The sequence below is a fragment of the Chloroflexaceae bacterium genome (genome assembly GCA_025057155.1).
In the GTDB taxonomy this organism is placed as follows: Bacteria; Chloroflexota; Chloroflexia; order Chloroflexales; family Chloroflexaceae; genus JACAEO01.
The window spans coordinates 195,798-221,363 of the sequence record JANWYD010000003.1 but is presented as its reverse complement, the minus strand read 5'-3'; the positions used below and the strand labels follow the sequence as shown (position 1 = coordinate 221,363).

Below are 25,566 nucleotides of genomic sequence, written 5' to 3'. Positions count from 1 at the left end.
TCGGAAGGAACAAGGTATGCCAGGCGCCCCCGCGCATCTGACCGGTGGAGGCAATAGCCTGATCAGCGCCTATAGTCGTGGAGCGATTCTTTGCTTCCGCTGCCTGTGGTCGACTCTGAGCATCGGCAGCGCTGGCTCCATCCTGAGCATCAGCGGCCGGGGCGCGCTCCGCGGTCGCCCTGTGCTTCGCGCCGGAGCAGTCCGCCGATGAGTCTGACCTGGACAGTGATCCCCGGCAACAGTGCAGCCTGGTCTACTCAGGTGGATGCGTTCTACGCCCTGCCGGCGCTGGCGTCGCAGCCCCTTGTGCCGGCCTACTTCGTCAAAACCTCGTTCGCCCGCATGGGCGGCAGCCTGGCTACGCTCCACGCCGGGTCGGACCCGGCGCCACTGGCCGTCGGGTTGCTCTTTCCGCGCGCCATCGTTGACAGGCAACCGGTCTATACGTTGCGCCTGCATGCCCTCGGCCCCCTGCCCGCCGCGGAGGAACTGCGGGCAAGCCTTGAACCCCTTCTGACGCCAGCGCGGGTAGTCATCCACCTTCCCGAAGCCGGACGGACGTTTGTCGCCACGCATACCATAAGCGGCGCGTTCGACATTGGCGCGCCGTCACAGGGGGAACTGCCCGCCATCCGCCATCTCCGCGGCGTCATCTGGGGGCTGGGCGAGGCCGAAGCCTACCCCGACGACCTGCACAGTGTGGAGTTTGCCCCGGCCACGTCGCTGGTCGCCCGCCGCAATGGGCAGGTGGTTGGCTTCCTGCTGGGGTTCTTCCGCTTCGGCCTGCCGGCCCTGGAGCGATTGGGGCTTCCCTATCGCCTCGACCTGCTGGTTGAGTCCCAGACGATGGGCGTGGCCGCGGCCTACCGGGGCGCGGGCATCGCCGCCGCGCTGAAACGCGAACAGGCCCGCCAGGCCCTCGCCCGCAACCTGGACGTGCTGCACTGGACCGCCGATCCCCTCCAGTTCCCCAACGCGGTTCTCAACTTCAGCAAGCTGCGGGCGCTTGCCGGCGAGTTTTACCGGGCCTACTATCCCTTCCAGAACGAACTGAACCGGATCAGCGCCTCGCGCCTCGGCCTGGTCTGGCTGCCTCGCTCGGCGCGCGGCCAGGCCGCCCTCAACGCAGCGCCTCGCACCGACCATCACGACCTCAGCCGCTTTCCGGGCTGCGCCATCCTCAACGAGGGTCCCCGCCCGCGCCCTTGCCCCTATGACGCCCCGCATCTGGCTCTTGAAGTCCCCGCCGACTGGACCGCCCTGCAACGCGACGATCCCCGCCTCGCCGCGGCATGGCGCGCCACCAGCGACACGCTCCTCGAAACGCACCTTGGCTTTGCCCCTGGGCGCTACCTCATCGGCGACACGGCAATCGAAAACGGGCGGCGCTATCTTATCGCGCACCGCTTCGATCCGGCGCTGCTCCTGTAAACCAGGGGGAGCCGGGCGTCCCTCTGCCTCGGATGGGGAACACGGCGCAATGATGCGCCAGCAAATACCTGCGAGGAAGGGCTGCGCCCCGGGGTCGGTGCAATGTATATGGCAATCCAAAATCCAAAATCGCATGAAGCGCCTTGCGACGGTTCGCACTGCCGTGCTATAATCCCAGAGTCTACACCGGCAAGGAGCGCACCGTGGCCGTACCTCAGCAACTGAGACGGAACGTGATCCTGGCCCTGACGCTCCTCATTCTCATTGCATGCAGCGCGCAAGGCGCCAGTCCGCCAACCACCCCGCAGCCCGCTCCCTCTCCTCCGGCGCGGGCGATCCTGATTCTGTGGCACGCCTGGTCGCCTCCCGCCGACCGCACTCTGGCCGCCGTGGTCGAACGCTTCAACCGCGGCAATCCAGGGATGCAGGTCGTGATCCAGACGCGCCAGGTTGCCAGCCTGCGCGATGACCTGGCGAGCGCCGTGGCGGAGGGCGCCGGCCCGCACATGGCGATTGTTCCCAGCCATACCCTGGGCAGCCTGGCTGAAGAAGGCGCCCTCCTGCCCCTCGATGGCCTGCTGGCGGCGCAGGACCTCGAGCGTTTGCTGCCGACGGCGGTAGGGGCCGCTCAGGTGCGCCGCCGCGAGGGCGCCGGTCTCTATGGCGTGCCGCTCACCTTCGACACCCTCGCGCTGTACTACAACAAGGCCAATTTCTTCGCCGCTCCGCCAGGCGATACGGACAGCCTGCTGCGCGTCGCCCGGGGTCTCAGCGACAATCGCAGCAATCCCCCGGTCTGGGGATTGGCCTACAACCTGAACCTCCACCGTACGATTGGCTATCTCTACGCCTTCGGCGGGCGCATCTTCGACGACCAGGGCAACCTCGTGCTCGGCCTTGATGGCCGCGCGGGAACCGAAGCCTGGCTGGAGTGGCTGCTCGTCTTGCGCGAAGACAGCGGCGTGCTGGCAAGTCTGGATGGCATTACCGTGGACAACGCGGTGCTGAGCCAGCGCGCCCTGATGACCATTGACTGGGCGCATGCGCTGGGTCGCTACAGCGCCCTCTGGCCCGGCAATCTGGGGGTCGCTCCGCTGCCGCGCCTTTCCGAAACCAGCCGCCCGCCCCGACCCTATGTGCAGAGCGACACTTTGGTACTCAATGCCCGCCTCGGGGATGGACCTGAGCGCGCCGCGGCCGTCGCCTTCACACGCCATCTCATCAGCGAGAGCGTGCAGCGTGACCTGCTGCGCGCCGGGCGCCAACCTGCGCTGATGAGCCTCGACCTCAACGCGACCGATCTCGTTCTTCCTTCCGAACTGCGGGAAGCGGCGCGCGTCTTCCGCGCCCAGGCCGAGGCCGGCTTGCCAATGCCCAACACCCGCGCCGCCACCGAAACGCTCTGGCCCGTCCTGAGCGACATGCAAAGCGGCGTGCTGCGGCGACTGCTCACACCGGCTCAGGCGGTGGAGAATGCCGACAACGCCCTCCGCGCCCGGCTCGATCAACCCTGAAACGCAGTGTTGTGTCGGCAGAGGCGCGCAGCCCCCGCAATGGCTCTCATATGCCGACCGCCCCGCCCCTCCGGCAGGGGCGGGGGCAAACCCGGCTACCCCCTACCCCGCCAGCCCCCCGGAGCCACGGGAGCAACCCGGCGGCGCCAGTACTGATCGCCGTAATAGACCAGTGATATACTCACAGTAGTGACTAGTCATTACACTTCAACGCCTGACCAGGGGCCTCCTGGCCCATTGGCACCGAGCAAACTAGTTGCCGCTGGTACGGAGTTGTAGTACAATAGGCGCTGATGGCCGTCGCGTTGCGGCCTTGAACCAGACCGGCAAGTCCCGGCGCACTCTTGCCCCTGCCCCACAACTGGCTGACGGCCCAAGGAGGATATGCATGGCAAGCAGAACCGAAGAAATGGTGCGGCATCTGAAAGCCCTGTCCATGAATACGCCTGACATCGAGGCGTCGGCCGTCGTGAGTGTTGATGGCCTCATCATGGCTTCGGCGCTGCCCGCCGATGTGGAGGAGGATCGGGTTTCGGCGATGAGCGCCGCAATGCTCTCGCTCGGAGAACGTATCGCCTCCGAGTTGCGACGTGGTCAGCTTGATCAGGTCTTTGTCCGTGGCGAGGACGGGTATGTGATCCTGATGGCTATCGGTGAGGAGGCCGTACTTACCGCGCTGGCCCAGAGCCGCGCCAAGCTTGGCCTCGTCTTTCTTGATATGCGCCGTACAGCTAACGAACTGATCAACCTGGTGTGATCAGGCGGTGGGGCGCGGCAGACACCGGGGTCCGAGGCACAGGCCTTGGGCCCATTTCTGTGCCCGGCGGCCCGCCGGCGAACCCGCCCAATACCTCGCTCTTCGCCGTCCAGGAAGTTGCGCAAAGGATTGCACGCTCACAGAAGGCATCAGTGTTGTGCGGCTGCGCCGCGCACAGACCGTTCACGTCGCCAGTGTCCTCAGCCTGGCGCTTACCGGGAGGCTGCAGTGGCAGGTCACTATAATCGAGAACAGATCCGCGCCGCCCTTGCCGAGACCGATCCGGCCTACAGCTACTATCTCGATCTGGAAACAGGGGCGGTTGTACGTGTGCCGGACACCGACGATTCACCCGAAGCAGCCGCATTGCGCGACCAGGTGATGGAGGGGTATGGCGGTCGCTACCGCTACATTCCCGGCGGCAACCCTGCCCCCAGCGACAGCGATGTGCAGAACTGGCTGGAAGCTGAGGGGCTGATATGAGTATGGGGAAGCCAGGATTCCCCGCAATTCGCCATTTGATAGGAATTACTTTTCATAGGGCTTGCCGGCGGCCGCCGGGCCGACGGCGCGACCGATCAGGCCGGCCAGTACAACCATCGTGGCTACGTAGGGCAGGATCTGTAAAAACTGCACCGGCACCGGCGCACCGCCAATCTCAACCTTGAGGATCTGCAAACGGGTCTGCAGAGCCTCAAAATAGCCAAAGAGCATCGCCCCTCCAAAGGCCCCGAATGGCATCCATTTGCCGAAGATCATCGCCGCCAGGGCAATGAAGCCCTTGCCGGCGGTCATTCCATCGTCGAAGTTGCCCACTGTCTCCAGCGAGAACCAGGCGCCTCCAAGACCGGCGATCATTCCGCTGATCAGCACATCGGTGTAGCGCACCCGGTATACATTGATGCCCACCGTGTCGGCCGCCCGCGGATTCTCGCCGACCGCGCGCGTCCGCAGACCCCAGCGAGTAAAGAAGAGCACCAGGTGGGTCAATACCACCAGCACGACCATGGCATAGAAGATCGGCTTGCCGTTGAACAGGGCCGGGCCGAGGACGGGAATATCGCTCAGCAACGGAATGGGCACCTGCGGGAGCGTCACCCGTCCGCCGCCGGAATCAACGATGAACTGCCGTCGCAGGTAGCCGGTCACGCCGATGGCCAGAATGTTGATCACCGTGCCGCTGATAATCTGGTCGGTTTTGAACTGAATGGCGAGCAGGGCATGGATCAGCCCCATCAACCCGCCGACGAGCACTGCCGCCAGCACCCCGATCCAGATGTTCCCGGTGAATGCAAACACGGCGAACCCGAATGCGGCTCCGCTGAGCATCATGCCCTCAATGGCGATGTTAATCACCCCGCTGCGTTCGGCCCAGATGCCGGCCATGGCCCCCAGGGCAATCGGCGTGCCCAGTCGCAACGTCTCGCTGATCATGGTCATCACGTTGGTCTGTTTCCCGGCGGCCGCCCAGATCAGTACAGCCGGAAAGATCAGCACAGCCGAGGTCCACAGCAACCAGACGGCCAGACGCGCTGCCGCTGGCACGAACGCCAGTGCGCCGCTGGCGAAAAAGACGCTGCCGATAAGGGTGAGCGAGAGGGCGGTCGGCGCCTCGACCACCGGGCCGGGCACGCCAAAGGCCAGTTTTGAGACGGTTGGGTCGGCTTCGCCGATCCCGGCGATGTTGGTGAGGATCAGGAGCAGGCCAAGGGCGATGAAAAAGCCGGCGATCACATGGCGTCGGGTAAGCCCGCGGCGGCGCGCTGCCATACGCTGCCTTCCTTCCCTTACGATAGCGGCCGCTGTATGATACCATATCCGGTCCTGCCGCTGAAAAACGCCCCGTAGCGCAACCCTCCGGGTTGCGCTACACTGGCAGGAATACAGAAACCACGCAGCCAGACCGGTTCTGGTATACTGGCGCGCCAGGGCGTCCGCAGTCGCCGCGCCGCCTGATCCAGAAGCGTCGTTCCAGCGGACAAAGCGAGGTATGAGCGATTTCCACCCCGACGTGCAGCCCACCCTGCCTCACCTGCCGCCCCCAACAGTTGCGCCGACCCTGGTGCAACTGGTGGAGAGTCTGCTCTTCATCGCCAGCGAACCGGTTAGCGTCTCGCAACTGGCGCGCACCCTCGAAGCGCCTGCCGACGCGGTGGAAGCAGCCCTGGAGCAACTGGCCCTCCAGTGTCGCGAGCGGGGGGTGCGGGTGCAGCGGCATGGCGAACTGGCTCAACTCGTGAGCGCCCCGGAGGCAGCGCGCGTGGTCGGGCGCTTTCTCGGCGTCCAGGCCAGCGGGCGCCTCTCCAGCGCCGCGCTGGAGGTGCTGGCCATCATCGCCTACCGCCAGCCGGTCACCCGGGCCCAGATCGAGGCTATTCGCGGCGTTGATAGCAGCGGCGCGCTGCGCGCTCTGCTCGCCCGCGACCTGATCTGCGAAGCCGGGCGTCTCGAAAGCGTCGGGCGGCCGATCCTCTACGCTACCACCCCGGCTTTCCTGCAGCAATTTGGCCTGACCAGCCTGGCGGATCTGCCGCCGCTCGATCTGCCGCCAGCCACCGATGAGAATGGCGGTCCGGCCACTTCCTCCGAGGCATAGCGGCGAGGGCGCGCTCCGCTGAGACGCCGCGGGGACTGCTCCCTCCCGCATCCCCTCGTCCCCAACCATTATTTTCCCCTGAACGCACCGGACGCTCCATGAGAAGCGCAACAACTCAGGCGCTAACAACGCCTGAATATGGCAGGTAAACTGCCCACATCCACCCACACGTTCTCCACAACCAGCGCCCGGTTATCCACAATCGCGGTGAAACCGCCGACGCCGCGCCTGGCGCCGCTCCGGACGGCCCGAATGCGGCGCGCGTCCCTGAAAACGAATGACACATCGCCGAGTTATCCACATGGTTGGCAAAAGGTTGTCTACATAAAGCGCCGAATAGCGCGCCAGAATAGAAAGAAACGCCGCTATACCAGCGCGCATAACTATAAGGAGGAATTATAGAATTGCACGTTATGTTGCTTGAAAAATTGGAGAGTTTGGAGTATGATCTCGTCCACATCCAGCGCATACCACCAGCGGTCCCCACGACCTGTCCGCTGAACGGTCCGGCCCGTATCTCAGAGTCACTATGGAACGGTGCGCGGCTCGCCGCGTGTCGTGGGTTCCTGTGGCCAGTGCCAGGGAGGCGCATGTGAACTTAAACCAGATCTGGCAAGCAGCACTGGGCACGATACAATTGCAGACCTCGCGCCAGGAGTTTGACACCTGGCTGCGCGGAACGAGCCTGCTGGCCCTCGATGGGGGCTTAGCCACAGTTGGCACAATATCGCCTTTCCACAAGGAGGGGCTGGAGACGCGCTTTCTGGCGCCAGTGCGACGTTCCCTCGGCGATGTGGTTGGCTACCCGGTGCAGGTGCGCGTAGTGATTGCCAGTAGCGGGCAGCAGACTGCTCTCGGCGAAAGCCCCGCCGTGCCTGCCGCCCTCTCCGCAAGCGATGAAGACCGCTACGACGGCGGCGAGCGGGCGGTGCAATTGGAGCTCTCCAGCGCCATGCGTTCGGGGATGCTCAACCCGAAGTACACCTTCTCGCGCTTTATCGTCGGGTCCAGCAACCGCCTGGCCCACGCCGCCTGTCTGGCCGTCGCCGATAAGCCGGGCCAGGCCTATAATCCGCTCTTCCTCTATGGCGGCGTGGGCCTGGGGAAAACGCACCTGCTCCATGCGATCGGCAATTATGTGCTCGACCGCGACCCAGAAATTAATGTGCTCTATGTTTCCTCGGAGAAGTTTACCAATGATTTGATCAATGCCATCCGCCGCCAGCAGACCGACGAGTTCCGGATGCGCTACCGGAACATAGATGTGCTGCTGATCGATGACATCCAGTTCATCGCCGGCAAAGAGTCCACCCAGGAGGAGTTCTTCCACACCTTCAACGCCCTTCACTCCGCGGCCAAGCATATCGTGATCAGCTCCGATAAGCCGCCCAAGGCGATCCTGACCCTGGAAGAACGCCTCCGCTCGCGCTTCGAATGGGGGCTGATCGCTGATATTCAGCCGCCGGACCTGGAGACGCGCACCGCCATCCTGCGCGCTAAGGGCGATCAGATGAACGTCTTTGTGCCCGATGAGGTGATTGACTTCCTGGCCCACAAGGTGCAGAGCAATATCCGTGAGCTTGAGGGCAGTTTGAACCGCGTGGCGGCCTACGCTGCCATGCACAGTCTGCCCATCAGTGTCGAGGTGGCAACCCAGGCCCTCGCCGATCTGCTCGGCAGTACGCGCCGGCGCCGCATCACCGCCGACTCGATTATCCAGGCCGTAAGCGAACACTACGGCATTGACGTGCGCGCGCTGACCGGCCGCGGCCGCTCGCGCAATGTCGTGGTGCCGCGCCACGTGGCGATGTACCTGCTTCGCGAGGAGACGGAGGCGAGCCTGGTGGATATCGGCAATATGCTCGGCGGCCGCGACCATACCACGGTAATGTATGCCTGCGAAAAGGTCGCCGAGGAGATAAACACCGATAACCGGCTCCGCAGCGAGGTGCTGAGCATCCGCGAAAAACTGCACTCCCAGGCGGGTTGACCTGCGTCTGGCCAGTCGCCGCGATTGGCCGGCGCGCCCTTCCCCCGCCAGTTCCGCCGCGTAAAGCGCATTCGCCGCGTGATGCCCTTGTGACGGCTGGCCGCGCCCGCCCCCGTCAGCGCCTCTCTCCACGCGCGTCGCTTTACGATCCATGGCCCCGCCCGCAGCCTTGCGGCTCGCGGCGGGGCCGGTGGTTTTTGCGTTGCTTGCACCTTTTCGCACAACCAGAATGGTGGTATCCTGACATGAGACCGGGGAACGGTGTTCCCCCCAGACTCGTGCCGGACAGGAGATAAACAAGCGGGGCAATCCCTGCCCCGCTTCCTCCCGAATGGCTGATCCTGAACAGGCACCCGCGCTCCAGACTGGAAAGTAGCTGGCCCTTCCCGTGCAGACGCTGTTTCCCGCGCTCCTGCTGCGCACCTCCCTCCGCTCGATGCTCCGCCATCCGTGGCAGATCGGCCTGTGCATTCTCGGCGTGGGCCTGGGCGTCGCCGTGGTAGTCGCCATTGACCTGGCTACTGCCAGCGCCCGTCGGGCCTTCGATCTCAGCACCCAGAGCGTGACCGGACGGGCCACCCACCAGATTGTGGGCGGTCCCCGCGGTCTGGAGGAGTCGCTCTACCGCCAGATCCGCGTCGAACTGGGCGTCCGCGCCGCCGCGCCGGTGGTCGAGGGGTACGCCCAGGCCCTGCCGTTGAACCAGACCCTCCAGATCCTCGGCGTAGATGTGTTCGCCGAAGGACCTTTTCGCCCTTACCTCACCGGCCCTGACAGCGGCGGCGAGGTTGATCTGGCCGCGCTGCTCGCTGAACCGGGGACGGCGCTCCTGGCCGAGTCCACCGCCCGGCGCGCCGGGCTGGCGCCTGGCGATATGCTGCCGTTGCAGGTGGGCGCCCGCGCCGACGGGGTGCGCCTGGTCGGCCTCCTGCGCCCCGCCGATGAGGCCAGCCGGCGCGCCCTGGAGGGCCTGCTCATCACCGATATCGCCACTGCCCAGGAACTCCTTGAGATGGTTGGGCGTCTGAGCCGGATCGATCTGATCCTGCCGGCGACGGGCGAAGACACGGACCCGACCGCGCAGGCCATTCGCGCCATCCTGCCTCCCGGCGCCGAACTGGCCCCCGCCGCCGCTCGTTCTGGCACCCTGGAGCAGATGACCCGCGCCTTTGAACTCAATCTGACCGCCCTCAGCCTGCTGGCGCTGATCGTGGGGATGTTCCTGATCTATAACACCATGACCTTCAGCGTCGTGCAGCGGCGCGGCCTGCTCGGCGCCCTGCGCTGCGTCGGCGTCACGCGGGGCCAGATCGCCGCCATGGTGCTGGCCGAGGCCGCGCTGATCAGCCTGGTCGGCTCGCTGCTCGGCCTGGCCCTGGGCGCGCTCCTGGGCCAGGGGCTGGTGCGGCTGGTGACCCGCACGATTAACGATCTGTACTTCGTGGTGACGGTGCGCGACCTGAGTCTGGCGCCGTCGGTGCTGCTCAAGGGCCTGCTGCTGGGCATTGGCGCCACCCTGGTCTCGGCGGCCGTGCCGGCCCTCGAAGCCACCCTGACCCCGCCGCGCACCGTGCTGCGCCGCTCCAGCGTCGAGGATCGCGCCCGCCGCCTGACGCCGCGCCTGGCCCTCGCCGGGGCCGGGGTGATCGCCGCAGGTCTCCTGCTCCTGCTGGTCCCCGCCGCGTCCCGCGGCAACGGCGCCACCCTGTCGCTGACTCTGGCCTTCGGCGCGCTCTTCGCCGTGGTGCTCGGCGCGGCGCTCGTCAGCCCGGCCCTTACCATCGCCTTGATGAGCCTGGCGCGGCCCCTGCTCGGCGCCGCCTTCGGCCTCCTCGGGCGCATGGCCGCCCGCGACGTCGTCGCCGCCCTCTCGCGCACCGCCGTGGCCGTGGCCGCCCTGATGGTCGCCGTCAGCGTCTCGATCGGCGTCGGGATCATGGTCGGCAGCTTTCGCCAGACGGTCGTGGACTGGCTCGATCAGAGCCTGATCGCCGATGTGTACATCTCGGCGCCCACCACTGCCGCCAACCGGGTGGACAGCACCTTGCCCCCCGACCTGGTCGAGGCCCTGAGCGCCGTCGAGGGCGTGCAGGCGCTAACCCGCTTCCGCAGCGTGCAGGTAGAAACCCCGATTGGCCCGACCATCCTGGTAGCCGTTGACGCGCCGGCGGCGCGCGGGCGCGCCGCGCTGCGCTTTCGCGAGGGCGGCGGCGAGGCCACCTGGTCTGCCTGGGAGGCCGGCGCCGTGCTGATCTCCGAGCCGCTCGCCTACCGTACCGGCCTCGGCGTGGGTGACACCCTGACCCTGCGCACCGACCGCGGCCCACGGACCTTCTCCATCGCCGGAGTGTACTACGACTACTCTTCCGATCGCGGCATCATTCGTATGCCTTATGCCGCCTACCGCGCCGCCTGGGACGATCCGGCCATTTCCTCGCTGGCCATCTACGCCGCTCCCGGCGTCGAGGTTGATGACCTGGTGCAGCGACTGCGCGCCGTCGCCGCCGAACACGGCGAACTGATCGTCAATGCCAACCGGGCGCTGCGCGAAGGCACCCTGGCCGTCTTCGACCGCACCTTTGCCATCACCGCCGTGCTCCAGATGCTCGCCACCATCGTGGCCTTTATCGGCATCCTCAGCGCCTTGATGGCCCTGCAACTGGAGCGGGCGCGCGAACTGGCCATGCTCCGCGCCACCGGCCTGACCCCTGGCCAGCTCTGGAGCGTGGTGCTGACCCAGACCAGCCTGATGGGACTGACGGCCGGCCTGCTGGCGATTCCGCTCGGGCTGGCCCTGGCCCTGGTGCTGGTGTACGTCATCAACCGCCGCTCTTTCGGCTGGACCCTCAATCTCAGTCTCGACCCGATGCTTTTCGCCCAGGCCCTGCTCGTGGCCTGCATCGCCGCCCTGCTTGCCGGCGTCTATCCGGCATTCAAGATGAGCCGTACCAGCCCGGCTCTGGCGCTGCGTGAAGAGTAACCCTGGCCATACGCGATAAGCGGCAGGCCGCCCCTCTCCCGACGAACCAACCCGGTGTAATTCCGTTTATAATGAGAAGACGCCTCTGCAAACCGGGCGATGCGCAGGAGGGTTCGACCAGGCTATGCTCTCCGACAAACCCTCGCGCACACCCGTGCGGATACGGAGCAGACACCTATGCCTGACAAACTCTCCTGGAAAGCGCTGTCAGGAGCGGCGCTCATCATCGTTCTCGCGCTGAGCGCCTGCGGCCAGGGGGCAACTTCAGCCACCCCGACCGCGCCACCAGCCGCCGAGCGCATTCCGGTGCTGGCCGCCTCGGAACTGGCCGTCGGTCCAAACCGGCTTCCCTTCGGCGTGCTCCAGAGCGGCACGCCGGTCAATGACCCTGCCCTGAGCCTGGGGCTACGTTTCTTCTTTCTCGATGGCCCTGAACCGACACGGGTGCAGCGCGAAACGACCGCCACCTACCATGGCGAGGGGTTGCCGTTCGGCCTCTACGTCGGCTACGCCACCTTCGACCGGCCCGGCGCCTGGGGCGTAGAAATCAGCGTGCCGCAGGCCGGCGGCGAACCCGGCGTGACCCGTCTGCGCCTCGATGTGCTCGAACGTCCCGCCGCACCCGCGGTTGGCGCCCGCGCCATCCCCAGCCGCAACCTCACCGCGCGTGACGTGCCTGATCTGAGCCGCCTCACATCGGACGCCGCCCCCGACCCGGACTTTTACCAGTTGACGGTGGCCGAAGCCATGACCGCCGGCAAGCCCTTTGTGGTCACCTTCTCCACCCCCGGCTATTGCCAGACCGCCGTGTGCGCGCCGAATATGCAGGTCCTCAAGCGTCTCAAGCCGGCGTTCCAGGATCGCGTCACCTTCATTCACATCGAGGTGTATCCCTACCCCTTTGGCGAGTCGTTCCAGGCCCAGCGCTACGTCCCCCAGATGGCCGAATGGGGCCTGCGCACCGAGCCATGGACCTTCCTGGTGGACGCGAAGGGGTTCATCCAGGCGCGCTACGAGGGCGGCATCACCTTCGCCGAACTGGAACCGGCGCTGGAGCAACTGGCTGCCGGACAGCCGGTAACCCTCCCCGGACTGTAGGAACAGGCGCCGGCGCCCGGAGCTGCTATGCGCGGTAATACCGCTCACGTACAGTATGGGCGATACACGCTTGCAGGAGGCCCGGCAACGGTCTGCACAACGACCATCAGGCACGACAGAATGCCGGATAAGCTGGTTAGCGTTTGGGGGGCGGCGCCGGGCGCCCTCTCCCGGCGAGGAAGGATCAGGGAGAGGGCGGGCGTAACGAAGTTTTTTCGGTAAACGCCCACCCCCTCCCTGACCCTCCCCTGCTGGGGGAGGGCGCCTGCCTCCCTCCCCCCGTAGGGGGGGCTGGGAGGGGGGCGGAAATGCCGGGAAACTTCCTTTACAAACTCCTGAGCCCCCAGACTTTCCTGTGCAGAGCTTTCTGCCTGAGAGGAAGAAGGACCCGATGGACGCAATCGAAAGCGCCGCAGCTACGTCACAAAGGCTGATCGATCTGCGCAGCGACACGGTCACCCTGCCGACCCCGGCCATGCGCGAGGCCATGGCGCGGGCCGAGGTCGGCGACGATGTCTACGGCGAGGATCCCACTGTGAACCGCCTGGAGACCCTCGCGGCGGAGCTGGCGGGCAAGGAGGCGGCGATCTTTGTGCCCAGCGGCACCATGGGCAATCTGATCGCCCTGCTGGCCCACGGGCGTCGCGGGACGCGGGTGATCTGCGGTGACGAGTGCCATATCTACCACTACGAGGCCGGCGGCGCCTCGGCCCTGGGCGGCCTGGTCTACCATACGCTGCCAACCGCTGCCGACGGCACGCTGCCGCTGGAGCGCATCCGCGCGGCGCTGGCCCCGCCCCGCGACGAGCACGAGGCCCCGCCTGGCGTCCTCTGCCTGGAGACGACCCATAACCGCTGCGGCGGTACGGTGCTGCCCCTGGCCTACCTGGAAGCCGCCCACGCCATCGCGCGCGAGGCCGGCGTGCCGCTGCACCTCGACGGCGCGCGGATCTTCAACGCCGCCGTGGCCCTCGGCGTCGAGGCGCGCGCCATTGCCCGGCACGCCGATACCGTACTCTTCTGCCTCTCCAAGGGACTGGCCGCCCCCGTCGGTTCGCTGGTCGCCGGCCCGCGCCCGCTCATTGCGCAGATGCGCCGGCTGCGCAAACTTGTCGGCGGCGGCATGCGCCAGGCCGGCGTCGTCGCCGCGGCGGGCATCGTCGCCCTCACCGAGATGACCGCGCGGCTGGCCGATGACCACGCTACCGCCCGCGCCCTGGCCGAGGGTCTCGCCGCCCTTCCCGGTCTGCGGGTGGATCTGGAACGGGTGCAGAGCAATATTGTGCGCTTCGAGTTGACCACCAGCCATCCGGGGCCTGCTGACTTCCTGGCCGGTCTGCGGCAGCGAGGAGTGCTGATGGGCCGGCTTGAAGGAAACGTGCTGCGCGCGGTGACGCACTATGGCATATCGCCCGGAGATGTGCGCCAGGCTATCGCTGCCGCCAGCGAGGCCCTCCAAAGTTGAACGCCGATCATGATGAACTCCGAGCATCCGCCAGCCCCGACCACGCTGCTCCAGGCCTGGAACGCCCTGCTGGAACAGACCAGCGAGGCGATCGTGTTGCTCGACGCCCAGGGTGTGATTATCGGCGCCAGTGTGCTGGCGCGCCTGCTGCTCAACCGCGGCGCAGAGGTGCTCGGCGTTCCGTTTCACGTCTTCGTGGAATGCGCGAGGGACAACCCGCTGGCCGACTCCTACTGCCTCGAAGGACGCTCCGTGCGGGTGCGTCGCACTCCCCTCAGCGATGCCGACCAGCGCCCCCTTGGCCAGTTGCTGGTGCTCACGCCCTTGCCGCTGGCAACGCTCCCCGCCGACGAGCATTTTGACGCGCGCGAACGGCAACTTCGCGACGTGACGCTCACCATCAGCAGCGCGCTGGATATTAACACCATACTTGACCGGGTGGTGCAACTATCAATCGAACTGCTCGGCGCCGATGCTGGCGCGCTGTCCTTGTATGACGCCGAGCGTGATTGCATCTGGACCGGACACGCCATCGGGATCTCCGGTTTGACCGACTCAGGACCCCTGTTGCGCGGCACCGGGGCGGTATGGGAGCTTCTGGACAGCGGCAAGCCGCTGCTGATCAACGACTACAAGAACCATCCACGGGCCATTCCGTTACTTGTTGAGCGCAACGTGCATGCCGTTGTAGCTGTGCCGATCTGCACCGTCCACAAGATGCTGGGCGCTCTGGGGGTCTACTATCTCCAACCGGGACGCCAGTTCACCCGGCGCGACCAGCAACTGCTCGAGACCGTGGCCCGTCAGACCGCGGTGGCGCTGGAGAACGCCCGTCTCTACCAGACCGCCCTTGAGGAGGCCGAGCGGCGATCACTGCTCTACCGGGCCAGCCTGGAGTTCGGCCAGGAGCTTGAACTCGATGCCCTCTGCCAGGCGATCCACCGCGCCGCGGGGCGCCTGATGCCATGCGACACCTGCGTGATTGGACTGCTCGACGCGGAGCGCCAGGAGATCGAGTATGTTTACAAGGTGGACGCCGTCGGGATCTGGCCGCGCGAGCGCCTGCCGCTCCAGCGAGGATTGATCGGCTTTATTGTCCGCACCGGGATTTCGTTGCGCATCACCGGCTGTGATCCCGAAATCGAGAAGTGGTTCGACGCCGAACCGTTCGGCGAGGGCGAACAACCAACCGGGTCGCTCCTGGCGGTGGCGCTCAACGTCGGCGGCCAGCCCATTGGCGCGCTCTCGGTTCAGGCTGAAGCCAGCGACGCCTACCGCAGCGCCGATCTCGATGTGCTGGAAACGCTGGCGGCTACGGCGGCGATTGCCATCCAGAATGCGCGTCTCTTCCACCAGGTGCAACAACTGGCCACGCTGGACTCGCTCACCGGCGTGTCTAATCGCCGCCACTTCTTCGAACTGGCCCGGCGTGAAGTGGAGCGGGCGGAACGCTATCACCGCCCGCTTAGCTTATTGATGATTGACGTTGATTATTTCAAGCAGTTCAACGACACCTACGGGCATGTCGCAGGCGATCAGGCGCTACAGATCATCGCCGCGCGCATGCGCGACAACCTGCGCCAGAACGATATTATCGGGCGCTTCGGGGGAGAGGAGTTCATCGTCCTGCTGCCTGAAACGGGGAACGATTCGGCGCTCCAGGTGGCCGAGCGTCTGCGTGGCGCCATTGACGCACGGCCTATCGCAACCGATGTGGCCGAAGTATCAATGAGCGTGAGCATTGGCGTCGCAAGCTGCGGATGCGGCGTGCCACCGATGTCTCTTGAGCAGTTGCTCAAATGCGCCGACGATGCCCTCTACGTCGCCAAGCACCGCGGCCGCAACCAGATCCAGGTCGCCCCGCTCCATGCCTGAGGCAAAGGCGCACACACCGGCTTGAGCATCAGGCTTTCACACCCCTACAGCTCCACACCTCCACACCTCCGCACCTCCAAAGAGCGATTGAGCAACTGCCAGGCTGGAACGCTCGAGCTGAACCTTGACTTATAACCGGTAGATCACCTCGCCCGCAGCATTAACCAGCATATACCCCCTGCGGGTGAGCAACAGCCGGTGCTCGCCGGGCTGCCCCAGGTCCACTTCGCGGGCGACGAGCACCTCGCCATCGGCGAGGGTGAGCCGCAGCAGGGGCGCGGCGTTGCCACCGGCAGGTTGCGGTTGGGCACGGGCTGCGCGGGGCGACGCGCGGGCGGTCATAAACCCTTGCAGGGCGACGATTGCCAGAACGAGCAACACGCTAAGGATGCCAGCGACCGCCGGGGGCGTCACAGCGAACAGCAGGATCATGGTGGCGGCGATAACCGCCAGGGCCAGCCCTCCCATCACCAGGGGCTGGCGGCTCGACAAGGCATGGAGGGTACTCATAGGTCTTCTCCCGGCGGCCGCTGGAGGCGGTTACGCCACTCAGGCCAACGGAACCGTCCCCGTTAGCGCTTCCAGTGTACCAGCCGGGTGTTGTGGGGACGCTAGCGGAGCATTAGTGAAGTGTAAGAGGGGCGTGGCGACTCCCAACCCTCTGGTATACGCCCTGTCTTCACCTCTACTGCTCGAGCACGTAGGCGATACCCTGTTGCAGCGTTGGTTTGGTGATCATCTCGCGCATATCGGCGCCAATGTGCACGAGGGTCTGGGCAATCTCCGGGCTGATGCCCGTCAGCACCACCCGCGCGCCGAGCAGGCGAGCGGACTGCGCCGAGCGGATCAGCGCCCCGGCCACCTGCGTGTCCACCACCTTCACTCCGGTAATGTCGAGGATGGCGAAACGGGCACGGTGATCAGCGATGCCTTCGAGCAGCGCTTCCATAATCTGTTGCGCGCGCAACGTATCAATCGTGCCGATCAGCGGCATCGCCACCACGCCGTCGGCGATAGGCATCAGCGGCGTGCTCAGCTCGCGCAGCGTCGCCTGCTGAGCCTCGATGATCTGCTCCTGCATCGCCTGCCGTTCGCGTTCGGCGCGCCGCTGCTTCGTTACGTCACGCGATAGCACCAGCACATCGTCGTCACTCTGCACCATGCGCGCTTCAAAATCACGCAACTCATCGTTGATGACAACCTGATACTCGTAGGTCTGCATCGTATGGGTGCGTTTGAGCGCTTCGATGTGGGTCATGACCTGTTCAGCCAGATGCGGCGGCAGGACATCGGCGACCTTCCGGTTGAGAAACGCTTCGGGCGGCAGCAGCAGGTCGCCGCTGTTATCTGCTTTGAAATCGAGAAAAACGCCATCGGCAGTGAGTACGAACAACAGATCGGGAATGGCGTTGAGCAGCGCGCGGTTGCGCTGCTCACTGGCGCGCAGACTCTCCTCTGCTTCAAGTTGTCTGGTAATGTCGCGATTGATTGATGCATAGCCGATCAGGTTGCCCTCACCGTCGCGCAGCGCCAGCGCTGAGGCCTGCACCGTGACCGTCGCACCGTCGCTGCGCAGATAGCGTATTGTTTCGCACGGGGTCTCGCCCCGAATCACCTGTTCGGCGATGGCGCTCAATATCGGTAGATCATCGGGATGGGTAATCGCCGGCACTGTCATGCCGGCCAGGCCGGGGTAGCCCAGCATCGCAGCGAAGGCGGGATTGGCGTAGGTCAATACCAGATCGTTGTCGGCGATGCCGATGCCGTCAGGGGCGTTCTCCACCAGCAACTTGAAGATGCGCAGTTCATTTTCCTGCCGCTTTGCCCGGGTAACGTCCTCCAGTTGCGCAACTCGCTCCCGCAAACGCTCGTAGTCGGCCATCAGTGCTGTCGGGTCGGAGGGAAAATGTGTGCTCATACCGGCGCCTATGTTGTTATGGTTATGCTGTCGTTGAGTTGAGAGCATTATGCACGAGAGGACGAGTCGGCACGAGTATAGCAGAGGGCCGTAACAGCAAATAACCGAACGGATAAAAGGAGGAGGCTACGGCTGGCGCAAAGACCCGAGGCCAGCTCCGCGCACTACCGCAGGAGACAGCTTTGCATAGGCCCCGGAAGCGGGTCCAGAAAAGGGCAATCCTCCCGATCCGCAGAGCAAGTGGGGGGATGGGGAACGTCAGGTTCCCCATCCCCCGCCTGCGGGACTTATTAGTCTGTAAAGTAAGTTTCCTGGCCTTTCCACCCCCCTCCCGGCCTCCCCCCGTTGGGGGCGGAGGCGGACGCCCTCCCCCGGCGGGGGAGGATTGGGGAGGGGATGGGCATTTAGCGAAAGACTTTGTTTACAGACTACTTATATCATTTTGAATTGTAGATTTTGGATTGCCATCTATAAGGCTTGCCGTCCATTATCCTCTTCTGCGGCGCAGCGCGCTCCAAACCCGCGTGCGGCGCCCGGGCTCACCCCAGCAGGTCGCGGTACTCGGGGTTGCGGCGAATAAAGGCGTCCACGTACCAGCAGAGGGGGACCACGATGAGACCGGACTCGCGGGCGTAGTCGAGGGCCGCACGCACGACCTTCGCGGCGACGCCCTGACCGCGCAGGGCTGGCGGCACCTCGGTATGGGTGAACAGGATGCGCCGGCCATCGAGCCGGTACTCGGCGACGGAGAGTTGACCCTCGACCAGCGCCTCGAAGCGTTGCGCCGCAGGGTTGTGGCGTACTTTGACTTGATCAAGATCAATTGGCATACCGACCTTCGGTTAATTGCTGCTCAGATACAACCTTCCCGGCCCCCGTCGGGCCAGAGCGCGCGCCTGGAGACGTTCCGCGCGGCGTCTCCGCCTGCCGGCCCGGGTTCAGACGGCGCCGACCTGCCGGGCGAGGGCGATATACTCGTCCATCTCCTGGTGGAAGGCGACAACGATCCGCTCCGGGTCGGGCACGAGGCCCGCATCGGCGAGAACGCCGATTTGCACCTCTCCATTGTAACTCAGGATGCTGATCCCCAGACCCAGCCGGGCTGTCGGCACCCAGAACATGACGCGGCGGATCAACTGCCCGGCCAGGGAGTACGGCTCGCGCGGCCCCGGCACGTTCGTAATCACCACAGTCGCCTTGGCGGCGAAGATGTCCACGCCGAAACGCTCGACCTCCACGGGGGCCGCGCCCATCGCCTCCATCAACCCAAAAGCTATGACGGCTTCGGGTGAACGCTTGATGGCGCTGGTCTCGGCATGGATGCGCCTGACACGTTCCACCGTGTCGGTCACGCCGAGCGGCAAGGAGACGAAGACCAGCCCGAAGTGGTTGCCGCCATCGGGGTGCGCGCCGGGCGGCAACAGGTTCACCGGCACGACCGCGCGGATGGTCAGATCGGTCACGTCCACTCCGCGCCCGCGCAGATACCGGCTCAGGGCGCCGCTGACGGCGGCAAGCAACACATCGTTGATGGTCGCGCCAGTGACCCGCCCGGCTGCTTTCACGTCGGCCAGAGGCACCGGCCCGGTCCAGGCGGCGCGTTTGGCGACGCTGAGCGGCCCCTTCAACGGGGTCTGCGGGTCAGGCCCCATCAGCATCAATTTGCCGGCCGCGCCCGCGCTGCTCAGGCCCATCTGCAGCAACTGGTCGGGATGGGTGATCAACTCCCAGCCCTCGTGGAGGGCGTGATCGGCTGCGCGGGCCATATCGCTGATCAGCGCCAGGGGCGAGCGCGAGGCGTGATGGTTGTGTCGCGGCTCCGCGGCGGCCTTCGCCGCCCCCTCATCAGTCAGGCCAAGGAGCATGTGGCTCAAGGTGATGCCATCGGCCAGGCAATGGTGCAGGCGCATAATCAGGGCGCATCCCGGGCCGCAGCGATCAACCAGGTACATCTGCCAGAGCGGGCGAGAGCGGTCGAGGGTGGCGCTGAGCAAGTCGCTGACGAGATCGCGCAGGTCGGCCTGAGTGCCGTCGCCGGGGAGGGCGATATGGTGCAGATGGGCGCTCAGTTCAAAATCAGGGGCCAGTTCCCAGTAGGGGCGACCGTCGCCTCGCGGCTCGACCATGCGCTGGCGGAAGCGCTCGAAGACCAGCAGCCGGTCGCGGACGATTGCGCGCAGGTCGTCGAAGGCGATCGGCTGATCGAAGCCCCAGAGGGTCGTGATCACCATCGGGTTGACTGGCTCGTCAATATGGAGCCAGTACGCATCAATGTTGGAGAATGGCGTTCGCGCAGAACGGTCGCTCATCGGGTCACCTCCTCATAGGCGGCGGCTGTGGGGGTGGCGCGCGCAGCGCGGCGACGCAGCCCGATCCCCGCCAGGGCGACGCCAACCGCGGCCCAGACCCAGCGCATCCGCCCGGAGCGCCGCGCGCGCACGCCCTTGGATGCGGCGGGGATGCGGGCCAGCCGCTCGGCGGCCTCGGCGCGGGTGCGGGCGAACAGGGCGGGATCGGCCCGCAACCTGTCGGCAAGGGCGCGTTTGGCCAGCACATCCTCATCGGTCACATAGGCCCCGAGGGAGCGCAGGCCGGCCAGTTGCAACCCGTGCTTCTTGAAGAGACGGTAGATCTCTTTGACCCGCTCCATGGTGATGTTGCGGCCGATCGTGTAATCCTCGAAGCGCCCGTCCATCGCCAGCAGGGCGGTCTCCGCCAGACAGGCGTAGACCGTGCCCGGCGGCAGGCCGATGTTGTAACTGATGGAAACCTCGCCTGGCAACAGCACCTCGCCGCTTTCGATGACCAGCACATCCGGGCGCAGGGCGGCCTCAGCCTCGCTAATGTCGGGCGGACGGGCGACGTCGCAGATCACCGCCCCGGGCTTGCAGCGGGTGATATCGAGCACGCGCTGGCCAAAGGCCGAGGTGGCGGTGACGATCAGGTCGCATTCGCCGGCGAGTTCATCAGAGCGAGTGGCGATCACCACCCGCGCCCCTGGCGTCTCCGCCTCGATGGTGCGCTTCAGGGCGATCAGTTTTTCCGGCTCGATTGACACCAGCACCACATCGCGGATGGCCTGGGCCAGGAGACGCGAGCACACCGAGCCAATGGACCCGGTTGCGCCAATAACCATGGCCCGGCCCTGAGTCAGGTCGGTAGCCCCCATTTTGCGGACGGCCTGTTTGGCCGCCTCGAGCGTGGCGGCCACTGTCAGGCTGTTGCCGCTGGTAATGGCGATATCGGCCTCGTGGGCCACGGTGGCGCCGGCGTCGCCCACCACGCTGGTGAAGGCGCCCAGCCCCATGATCCGCGCGCCCATACGCTCGGCCATGCGCGCGGCCTGGTTCAGGCGCGCGTAGGTGAAACGTTCTCCGTGGCGCATCATCTGGCGCGGCGTGGCGCCCAGCGAGATCAGGTAGCCTTCGACCCGCTGGCCGGTGGCCGCCGAGCGCACCCCGCTCACCTTGCCGACGTAGATCGGCGGGAAGTAGGCCGCCACGGCCTCGACCAGATCATCGGGCAGATAGCGCGTCCAGCCGAACCAGGGATGCGCATGGATAAACCCGACGTTCAGCGGGTGGATCACAAAGGCGAACTTGTTGATCCCGGCGTCTTCAGGCTGCAAGTAGGTGATCGCCGGCGACCAGTCAATCTCGGCCAGCAGATCGAGGTAGGTGTCCTCGGTGAGCGGCGCCTCGGGGTTGGCGCGCAGCGCCGCCAGCAAGGCTTCGACCGTCGCCGCCGACCAGTGTCGCAGGCCATCCACAGGGATCAGCCCGTCAAGCAAGGAGACTACAATCGAAGCGCCCCGCGCCTGCAGATCGGCGCGATCCTCCGCGCTGGCCCACTCGACGACGATCGTCTTGCGACGGAGCGAGGCGGGCGCGTAGCGCCGGATAGCCCCGATCTCCCCGGCCAGCAGATCGGCCCAGGCAAAGGGCGCAGCCGGGCGCGGGTTGCGCGGCGTGCCGGGACGCGGGACGACCCGGTGGAAGGGGGCCGTCTTGAGCCACTCCAGCGTCGGCGCGGCCACCCGCGGCAGGGTGGCGGGGCTGCCAACTCCCGGCAGGTCGGGCATGCCGAAAAAGACCACCGGATCGGCGTAGCGGACCGTGCAGCCCCGGCGCGACAGGGCGTGGGCCAGGCCATCATGGTTCAGACCGGGCACCATCAGCACCCGCTTCCGGCTGAAGATGCCCGGCTGGGCGCGATCGGCGAGGATGACGCCCCATCGCTCCAGCATCGGGCGCACGCCGCTGCCATCCACCACCGGCGTCTGTCGAGCCGTGGCGGCCAGGGCGCTCCCCAGGGCATGGGGCTGCCGGGCCGGGCCGAGTTGCAGGTTGGCCGGCATGTTCTCCAACGCAATCGCGCTCACCTGTCCATCATGTTCAGCAATCAGCCGCCGGGCAAGCTCCAGATCGCCGCCGCAGCCGATCCGGCGCACCTGCACGGGCGTGCCGAGCATCTCGATGGTCGCGGTCTCATCGCCGCTATCGTCATGAATAACGAGCACGTGCTTCACAAGAGAATCCTTCCCGCTGGCTTGTCCTGGGATCGGCCTTTACTCTAGCACTGCCGGGAGATAGTTTCTGGTAATAAACGTCACACGCCAGTAGTAAGCTATTAACCATTCATCTCCTCACCCTCGGAGGAGGGCGGGGAAACCCGATTTCCCCGGGCCTCCGCCTGCCAGAAAGGGCTGGAGGCGCTGCCCTCTCAGGACGGAGCGGAGGCCCTGGATATGCGGATAGACGTTTAGCGCACCACCTGGCTGGCCACCGCCAGAAAGTGGCAGATGCTTCCCGCCAGCACAAACAGGTGCCAGATCGCGTGCCCGTAGACAATCCGCTCGTGGTAAAAAAAGTATGTGCCTCCCGTGTAGGCGATGCCGCCAGCAGCGAGCAGAATAACTGCAGGAAGCGGCAGAGCCTGGAGCATCGGTCCGGCAGCGAGGATGATCAACCAGCCCATCGCGATGTAGATCAGGGTGGAGATCAACCGGAAGCGCGTGGCGAAGATCAGCTTGAAGACGACCCCGGCGACGGCCAGGCTCCAGATCACCGTGAAGAGCGGCCAGCCTACGGTGGCGCGCAGAGTTACCAGCGTAAACGGCGTATAGGTGCCGGCGATCAGCACGAAGATCGCGCAGTGGTCAATAATCTCGTAGCGTCGCTTCCACCGATGATCCTGCTCCCAGTGGAAGAGCGTGGAGGCGGTGTATAACAGCGCCAGGGCAATGCTGAAAACCGTCGCGCCGACAATGCGCCAGGGATCGCCGCTCCCCGCCGCCATGCCCACCAGGGTGGCTCCCGCAATCACGCTTGCCACCGCCCCGACCCCATGGGTGATCGTGTTGGCGTTCTCTTCCGGGTTCATCGGGTCGAAGCTCAGCATCGGTTCCTCCTTCCTTATCCTGCGCTCCATGCTTGCAAGCCGCGCTCGCAGCCCTGTAAGTTGTTCCGGAGAAGGTCAGGCCCTCCCTGTGAACCTTCCTGTCGCGGCTGAAGCTGGCTGGCGCGGCAGCCTTCCCACGGGGGCCTCGAAACCTGGCGCAACATATAACGGCGCATGCCTGCCCGCCGCATGGGCAAGCGTGGCCATGCGCCGCCCTTTCAACGGTGCATGCCTGCGTTTATGTGTTCCAACAACTGGGATTGATCGCAGATGTGGCGGGAATTATAACGAATTACCGGCCCCAGGGAAGCCCCCCGATCAGGCAGTTTTGCCTACCCGGTATTGCTGGACCCGTAGCGCTTCACTGCGCCCGAGGCGTCGGGCCGACAGACTGGCGCTTTCAGGTTCATCCGAGGATCAAGCGGATCACCAGTCGATCGCGGAGAAAGAGCGCCCGGCGCGCCGCGTAATAGATCCGCCGGTAGAGCCGGCTGCGCCGCACGGGGTCATAGTCCACCAGCACAACGAGCCGTTCCGGGTCGCCGGTCCAGAGCAGGTTGTGCGAGCGGAGCAGCGTGCGCTGAACTAGAAAGCTCCACAGCCGCTGAGGCAGACGCCAGAGCGAGCGATTGCGCCGGCGCTCCTCCGGGCCGCGGCTGGCGCGCCCGTACAGGTCCGGCATCGCGCCGGTGCGCCAGTAGGCTCGTTGCGCCCGGGCGATGATGTCGCGCAGGGCCCGCGCCAGCGCCTGCCGCTCCGGGCGCGACAGCGCTCCGTAGTTGAGGTGGGCCAGGGGACGCGCATGGGCTAGATAGGGCTGCACGACCAGCGTCTGCACGCGCCCCTGGCTGTCGCGGGCGAGCAGAAAGTAGCTGGGGATGCTGTAGCGCGGACCAAGACAGGCGGCGAAGGCTTCGGCCGCAGCGCGCAACTCGCGGGCATGGGCCAGGGCTTTGAGGAAACTGCCGCCCGAGTCGGCTTTCAGTTTCACTGCCAGGCGCCCCGAGTCGCTTCGGTAGACTTCGGTTTCATTTCCGCCCGCCACCCGTTCCAGCACATGGTCGGCATCGAGCGGCGCAAAGACGGCATCGGTGTAGGTTGGCATCACGCAGTCCTTTAGAAGAGGTTGCGGGGAGGCGACTCCCTCCCCGCACAGGGCATAGTATACCAGTTTATCCCTCTCCCGGCCTTGCTCGATTACGGGTAGGCGCCCGACGTCCTGAACTCCCGCCGGAGGAAGATGCGGACGAGAGCAGGTGAATATCTGACTAATACCCGCGCGAATGACATCTCACTGCCGGCTGGAAAACCAGGGAAGAAACGTTCGGTACGGCGCTTCGCTGGAGCTGAGACGCACGGTGAAACGTACCCGCGGCCGCGCCGGATCGTTCGTCCGCACCTCGACGACGCCACTGGCCGGCCATGCGCCTGATGGCGAGATCCAGCGCACCTGCACCGGCACGGCTCCCACCATCCCCGGAGTAAGGCTGCCACCTGTCGCTTCAGCCTGCAACCAGGTCGAAGGCGACGTCTGTGGACGCAGTTCTATGGTTAGCCCGTCGTCGAGGTCCAGCTCGCCGCCACAGCCGAGCGTCTGCGCCTGGCGGTAGTTATATTGCACACCGTAGCTCGCCGACTCAGCCGCCGGCAGTCGGCCTACCTGCCGGTACCGCAGGCTGATGCGCCCGTCAGGCATTAGCAAGACCTGGAAGCTCAGGCGCCTCGTCGGTTCGCTATAGAGCGGCACGTTCACCCAACTGACCAGGAAGCCCTCGGCCAGGCGCGCATAGCTCACTGCCGCGCCATCGCGCGACGGGTCGAGGTCCACCCGCAGGGGCGCAATCGCCGCGGCGGCGGTTTCCGGCAAAGGCAGGCAGGCGCGCGTAAACGGCGTTTCCCCAGTAAGGGGTTGCAGGCTGAGGAATCCGTTCGCGCCGATGGTGACCGCTTCGTAGATGCCATCGCGGTACGGGAAGGCGAAGCCGATCGGCACCGCCGCGCTCACCCCGTCATCGGCGAGGCGGAGTTGCACCGCGTCCGGCGGCGGCGCCGTCCACGCTGGCGGCGGTCCATCGGGTTCATCGCTGCGCCAGACCCCGTAGGCTTCGTCGGGGATTCTGACGGTGTACGTCAGGGTGCGGGTGCCTTCGTTGCGCAAGGTGAATGTCTCCAGCGCGGTTTCGGCAAACCCCAGGGCGACGCCGCGCGGGGTCGTCTCAGCCGCCAGACGCGGCACATCGCGGTCGAGGCGGAAGTCGAGGGTTATCTGCGCGCCGGGTCTGGGCGTTACCTGCTGACTGAGGCGCGTGTAATCGCGCGCTGTGGCCTGCAAGGTATAGGGCGCGGTCGCAGGCGGCAGTACGAGGCGATAGCGCCCCTCGGCATCGGTGCTCGCGCTGGCGCCGCCGACAACCGTCACTGTTGCCTGCAAGGGGTATCCATCATCACTGCGTGTGACCTGCCCTGTGATGGTGGCATGGCTGGCGTCGGGAGGCACCTCGAGGGTCACGGGAATCATTAGCGGGGCGCGGTTCAGGTCGGG

General features: G+C 65.9%; 19 protein-coding genes. 10 read left to right on the top strand and 9 right to left on the bottom strand.

Annotated features, from left to right (window positions below):
- The first annotated feature begins 207 nt into the window (after nucleotides 1-207).
- From NZU74_03585 to NZU74_03570, 4 genes are all read left to right on the top strand, one after another.
- Nucleotides 208-1,431 carry a GNAT family N-acetyltransferase gene (locus tag NZU74_03585; GenBank protein MCS6880392.1) on the top strand — a complete coding sequence of 408 codons (1,224 nt, stop codon included), beginning with the start codon at nucleotides 208-210 and terminating at the stop codon, nucleotides 1,429-1,431.
- Nucleotides 1,432-1,574: 143 nt separating this feature from the next.
- Nucleotides 1,575-2,945, top strand: coding sequence for an extracellular solute-binding protein (locus NZU74_03580; protein ID MCS6880391.1), 1,371 nt, complete (start codon nucleotides 1,575-1,577; stop codon nucleotides 2,943-2,945).
- Between the two features lie 388 nt (nucleotides 2,946-3,333).
- The gene (locus NZU74_03575) at nucleotides 3,334-3,702 is read left to right on the top strand and encodes a roadblock/LC7 domain-containing protein (GenBank protein ID MCS6880390.1); all 369 of its coding nucleotides are present in this window, start codon (nucleotides 3,334-3,336) and stop codon (nucleotides 3,700-3,702) included.
- A 228-nt stretch (nucleotides 3,703-3,930) separates the two neighbouring features.
- Entirely contained in the window at nucleotides 3,931-4,185 is a 255-nt protein-coding gene (locus NZU74_03570; protein ID MCS6880389.1) for a hypothetical protein, read from the top strand.
- A 45-nt stretch (nucleotides 4,186-4,230) separates the two neighbouring features.
- On the opposite strand, the gene NZU74_03565 is transcribed toward NZU74_03570, so the two are convergent.
- Nucleotides 4,231-5,472: an ABC transporter permease gene (locus NZU74_03565; protein MCS6880388.1), complete on the bottom strand. Its 1,242-nt coding sequence runs from the start codon at nucleotides 5,470-5,472 to the stop codon at nucleotides 4,231-4,233.
- A 220-nt stretch (nucleotides 5,473-5,692) separates the two neighbouring features.
- Between NZU74_03565 and scpB the strand changes: the two genes are divergently transcribed.
- From scpB to NZU74_03535, 6 genes are all read left to right on the top strand, one after another.
- Nucleotides 5,693-6,298 carry an SMC-Scp complex subunit ScpB gene (gene scpB, locus NZU74_03560; GenBank protein MCS6880387.1) on the top strand — a complete coding sequence of 202 codons (606 nt, stop codon included), beginning with the start codon at nucleotides 5,693-5,695 and terminating at the stop codon, nucleotides 6,296-6,298.
- A 592-nt stretch (nucleotides 6,299-6,890) separates the two neighbouring features.
- Complete coding sequence (gene dnaA, locus NZU74_03555; protein ID MCS6880386.1) at nucleotides 6,891-8,288, top strand: chromosomal replication initiator protein DnaA; 1,398 nt, start codon at nucleotides 6,891-6,893, stop codon at nucleotides 8,286-8,288.
- A 388-nt stretch (nucleotides 8,289-8,676) separates the two neighbouring features.
- Nucleotides 8,677-11,268 carry an ABC transporter permease gene (locus tag NZU74_03550; GenBank protein MCS6880385.1) on the top strand — a complete coding sequence of 864 codons (2,592 nt, stop codon included), beginning with the start codon at nucleotides 8,677-8,679 and terminating at the stop codon, nucleotides 11,266-11,268.
- 177 nt (nucleotides 11,269-11,445) lie between these two features.
- The gene (locus NZU74_03545; protein ID MCS6880384.1) at nucleotides 11,446-12,366 is read left to right on the top strand and encodes a thioredoxin fold domain-containing protein; all 921 of its coding nucleotides are present in this window, start codon (nucleotides 11,446-11,448) and stop codon (nucleotides 12,364-12,366) included.
- 391 nt (nucleotides 12,367-12,757) lie between these two features.
- Nucleotides 12,758-13,831 (top strand): low-specificity L-threonine aldolase, encoded by a 1,074-nt coding sequence (gene ltaE, locus NZU74_03540; GenBank protein ID MCS6880383.1) that lies wholly within the window; start codon nucleotides 12,758-12,760, stop codon nucleotides 13,829-13,831.
- Nucleotides 13,832-13,840: 9 nt separating this feature from the next.
- On the top strand, nucleotides 13,841-15,706 hold the full coding sequence (locus tag NZU74_03535; GenBank protein ID MCS6880382.1) for a diguanylate cyclase: 1,866 nt from the start codon (nucleotides 13,841-13,843) through the stop codon (nucleotides 15,704-15,706).
- A 129-nt stretch (nucleotides 15,707-15,835) separates the two neighbouring features.
- Here the strand turns inward: NZU74_03535 and NZU74_03530 are convergent, their stop codons facing one another.
- The 8 genes from NZU74_03530 to NZU74_03495 form a co-directional block, all read right to left on the bottom strand.
- On the bottom strand, nucleotides 15,836-16,216 hold the full coding sequence (locus NZU74_03530) for a hypothetical protein (protein ID MCS6880381.1): 381 nt from the start codon (nucleotides 16,214-16,216) through the stop codon (nucleotides 15,836-15,838).
- A 175-nt stretch (nucleotides 16,217-16,391) separates the two neighbouring features.
- Complete coding sequence (locus NZU74_03525) at nucleotides 16,392-17,624, bottom strand: PAS domain-containing protein (protein MCS6880380.1); 1,233 nt, start codon at nucleotides 17,622-17,624, stop codon at nucleotides 16,392-16,394.
- Nucleotides 17,625-18,163: 539 nt separating this feature from the next.
- On the bottom strand, nucleotides 18,164-18,454 hold the full coding sequence (locus NZU74_03520) for an N-acetyltransferase (protein MCS6880379.1): 291 nt from the start codon (nucleotides 18,452-18,454) through the stop codon (nucleotides 18,164-18,166).
- Nucleotides 18,455-18,562: 108 nt separating this feature from the next.
- The gene (locus NZU74_03515) at nucleotides 18,563-19,933 is read right to left on the bottom strand and encodes a wax ester/triacylglycerol synthase family O-acyltransferase (protein ID MCS6880378.1); all 1,371 of its coding nucleotides are present in this window, start codon (nucleotides 19,931-19,933) and stop codon (nucleotides 18,563-18,565) included.
- On the bottom strand, nucleotides 19,930-22,152 hold the full coding sequence (locus tag NZU74_03510) for a serine carboxypeptidase (protein ID MCS6880377.1): 2,223 nt from the start codon (nucleotides 22,150-22,152) through the stop codon (nucleotides 19,930-19,932). The genes NZU74_03515 and NZU74_03510 overlap by 4 nt, the downstream gene beginning before the upstream one ends.
- 233 nt (nucleotides 22,153-22,385) lie before the next feature.
- A complete protein-coding gene (locus tag NZU74_03505; protein ID MCS6880376.1) occupies nucleotides 22,386-23,024 on the bottom strand; it encodes a hemolysin III family protein in 639 nt (212 codons plus the stop codon).
- A gap of 406 nt (nucleotides 23,025-23,430) precedes the next feature.
- Complete coding sequence (locus NZU74_03500; protein MCS6880375.1) at nucleotides 23,431-24,129, bottom strand: hypothetical protein; 699 nt, start codon at nucleotides 24,127-24,129, stop codon at nucleotides 23,431-23,433.
- 186 nt (nucleotides 24,130-24,315) lie between these two features.
- On the bottom strand, nucleotides 24,316-25,542 hold the full coding sequence (locus NZU74_03495; GenBank protein ID MCS6880374.1) for a carboxypeptidase-like regulatory domain-containing protein: 1,227 nt from the start codon (nucleotides 25,540-25,542) through the stop codon (nucleotides 24,316-24,318).
- Between the last annotated feature and the right edge of the window lie 24 nt (nucleotides 25,543-25,566).

Coding starts and splice junctions, on each gene's coding strand:
- NZU74_03585 (MCS6880392.1), top strand. CDS start 208: ATGAGTCTGACCTGGACAGTGATCCCCGGCAACAGTGCAGCCTGGTCT.
- NZU74_03575 (MCS6880390.1), top strand. CDS start 3,334: ATGGCAAGCAGAACCGAAGAAATGGTGCGGCATCTGAAAGCCCTGTCC.
- NZU74_03565 (MCS6880388.1), bottom strand. CDS start 5,472: ATGGCAGCGCGCCGCCGCGGGCTTACCCGACGCCATGTGATCGCCGGC.
- scpB (MCS6880387.1), top strand. CDS start 5,693: ATGAGCGATTTCCACCCCGACGTGCAGCCCACCCTGCCTCACCTGCCG.
- NZU74_03545 (MCS6880384.1), top strand. CDS start 11,446: ATGCCTGACAAACTCTCCTGGAAAGCGCTGTCAGGAGCGGCGCTCATC.
- ltaE (MCS6880383.1), top strand. CDS start 12,758: ATGGACGCAATCGAAAGCGCCGCAGCTACGTCACAAAGGCTGATCGAT.
- NZU74_03535 (MCS6880382.1), top strand. CDS start 13,841: ATGATGAACTCCGAGCATCCGCCAGCCCCGACCACGCTGCTCCAGGCC.
- NZU74_03530 (MCS6880381.1), bottom strand. CDS start 16,216: ATGAGTACCCTCCATGCCTTGTCGAGCCGCCAGCCCCTGGTGATGGGA.
- NZU74_03525 (MCS6880380.1), bottom strand. CDS start 17,624: ATGAGCACACATTTTCCCTCCGACCCGACAGCACTGATGGCCGACTAC.
- NZU74_03520 (MCS6880379.1), bottom strand. CDS start 18,454: ATGCCAATTGATCTTGATCAAGTCAAAGTACGCCACAACCCTGCGGCG.
- NZU74_03515 (MCS6880378.1), bottom strand. CDS start 19,933: ATGAGCGACCGTTCTGCGCGAACGCCATTCTCCAACATTGATGCGTAC.
- NZU74_03505 (MCS6880376.1), bottom strand. CDS start 23,024: ATGCTGAGCTTCGACCCGATGAACCCGGAAGAGAACGCCAACACGATC.
- NZU74_03500 (MCS6880375.1), bottom strand. CDS start 24,129: ATGCCAACCTACACCGATGCCGTCTTTGCGCCGCTCGATGCCGACCAT.
- NZU74_03495 (MCS6880374.1), bottom strand. CDS start 25,542: ATGATTCCCGTGACCCTCGAGGTGCCTCCCGACGCCAGCCATGCCACC.